Raw genomic sequence first — 2,158 nt, 5'->3', positions numbered from 1 at the left:
CCTGGACGCCGAGACGGCGCGCCGCCTCGAGGAGGAGGAGCGCCGCGAGGCGAGCTCGCGGCTCGCGCTCACGGCGCTGCTGCGCGCCGCCTCCGACCTCGAGGCCCGCGACGCGCCCGCGCTCGCCGACCTCACCGACGCCCTGGCCCGCACGGGCCTCGAGCTGGCCGCGGCCGTCGTCGGCGCCGAGGTGCGCGCCGGCGCCGCGCGGGCGACGTCCCGGAGGGCGTGCAGCTCCTCGAGGACCCCTCGCTCGGGCGCGGCGACGCCGTCGCCGAGCACCCCGGCGGCAGCGTCGACGCGCGGCTCGACCAGGCGCTGCAGCGCGCCGCCGACGTCCTGCTCGGCGGCGGCGCGTGAGCGTCCCCCTGCAGTCCGGACACGCCCCGGCCAGCCCCGCGGACGCCGAGCGCCCGACGTCCCTCGTGGGGCACCGCTGGTCCGCCCCGCTCGCCTCCCCGCCGGCGCAGCGCCGTCCCCCGGTCGAGGCGCCGCCCCGGCCGAGCCCCGTGCCGCTGCCCGACACGGCGGCCGACGTCCCCGTGCCGGCCATGCCCGCCGGGCTCGAGGCGCTCGCGGCCCGCGTGGCCGCCGCCCGCCGCGCCGGCGGCCCCCTCGCCCTCGGCGTCGTCCGGTCCGTCACGGGGCTGGCCGTCGAGGTCGTCGGGCTCACCGCAGGGGTCGGCGAGGTCCTCGACATCGGCCACGAGGGCGTCCCGCCCGTGCGCGCCGAGGTCGTGGGCGTCCGCGCCGGCGTCCTCGCGTGCATGCCGCTCGGCATGGCCGACGGCCTGGCCGCCGGCGTCCCCGTCCGCCGCTCCGCCCCCCGCCTCACCGTCCGCGTCGGCGACGCCCTCCTCGGGCGCGTGCTCGACGGCCTCGGGCGCCCCCTCGACGGCGCGCCGGTGCCCGCGGGCCTCGCCGAGGTGCCGCTCGAGGCGCCGCCGCCACCGGCCCTGCAGCGCCAGCGCGTCTGCGAGCCCCTGCCGCTCGGCGTGCGCGTGCTCGACACCCTCGTCCCCGCCGGCCGCGGGCAGCGCTTCGGCCTCTTCGCCGGCTCCGGCGTCGGCAAGTCGAGCCTCATGTCGATGGTGGCCCGCGGCGCCCGCGCCGACGTCGTCGTCCTCGCCCTCGTCGGCGAGCGCGGCCGCGAGGTCCGCGAGTTCCTCGAGGACGACCTCGGGCCCGAGGGCCTCGCCCGCAGCGTCGTCGTCGTCGCGACCTCCGACGAGCCGCCGCTCGTGCGCCTCAAGGCGGCGGCCACGGCGACGGCGATCGCCGAGCACTTCCGCGACCAGGGCCTCGACGTCGTCCTCATGATGGACTCCCTCACCCGCGTGGCCACGGCCCAGCGCGAGATCGGCCTCTCGGTCGGCGAGCCCCCGGCCACGCGCGGCTTCCCGCCGTCGGTCTTCGCGCTGCTGCCGCGCCTGCTCGAGCGGGCGGGCCCCGGCGTCGTCGGGTCCATCACCGGCATCTACACCGTCCTCGTCGACGGCGACGACCACGACGAGCCGGTCGCCGACGCCGCGCGCTCCATCCTCGACGGGCACGTCGTCCTCGACCGCAAGCTCGCGACCGCGGGCCACTTCCCGGCCGTCGACGTCCTCGGCTCCGTCTCCCGCGTGGCCTCCCGCGTGACGACGGCGGAGCAGCGCGCCGACGCGACGGCGGTCCGCCGGGCCCTCGCCGCGCGCCGCGACGCCCAGGACCTCGTGGACGTCGGCGCGTACGTGCCCGGCGCCGACCCGCTCGTCGACGCCGCGCTCGCGGCCGCGCCGAGCACGCGCGCCTTCCTCACCCAGTCCGTCGACTCCCTGGCGGACCCGGACACGTCGTGGGCGGCCCTGTCGGGGCTCGCGCGGCTGCTCGACCCCGACGCCCCGTCGCTCCACGGCGGCGCCCACCAGGGCGCCGCCGCGTGAGCGGCTTCCGCCTCGCCGGCCTCCTGCGGGTGCGGCGCACGCAGGAGAAGCTCGCCGCCGGCGAGAGCGCGATGTCCGCCTCCGAGGCGCGCGTGGCACGGCGCCTCCACGAGGAGGCTCGTGCCGTGCTGGGCGCCCACCAGCTGGCCGGGGGAGGCCCCGCCGGCTGGGCCGCGTCCGTCGCGGCCCGCTCGGCGCTGCGCGGCGGGCTCCTCGAGGCCCAGGGCGAGGCC

The 2,158-nt window shown here is 80.4% G+C and carries 3 protein-coding genes; all 3 read left to right on the top strand.

The window, feature by feature from the left end; all coding sequences use genetic code 11:
• Positions 1–228 precede the first annotated feature (228 nt).
• Positions 229–360 (top strand): FliH/SctL family protein, encoded by a 132-nt coding sequence (locus tag HLB09_RS19565; protein ID WP_281359484.1) that lies wholly within the window; start codon positions 229–231, stop codon positions 358–360.
• A gap of 191 nt (positions 361–551) precedes the next feature.
• Positions 552–1,925: a FliI/YscN family ATPase gene (locus HLB09_RS16090; protein WP_171204322.1), complete on the top strand. Its 1,374-nt coding sequence runs from the start codon at positions 552–554 to the stop codon at positions 1,923–1,925.
• The coding region (locus HLB09_RS16085) for a hypothetical protein (protein ID WP_171204321.1) at positions 1,922–2,158 on the top strand (237 nt) is incomplete at its 3' end. The genes HLB09_RS16090 and HLB09_RS16085, both read left to right, overlap by 4 nt.

The sequence above is a fragment of the Pseudokineococcus marinus genome (assembly GCF_013004605.1).
In the GTDB taxonomy this organism is placed as follows: Bacteria; Actinomycetota; Actinomycetes; order Actinomycetales; family Quadrisphaeraceae; genus Pseudokineococcus; species Pseudokineococcus marinus.
Note: the sequence above shows the minus strand (reverse complement) of the source record. Positions and strands in the feature narration are given on the sequence as shown.

Bases quoted from the DNA above. Each gene is read 5' to 3' on its own strand.
- HLB09_RS16090 (WP_171204322.1), top strand. From the start codon at position 552: ATGCCCGCCGGGCTCGAGGCGCTCGCGGCCCGCGTGGCCGCCGCCCGC.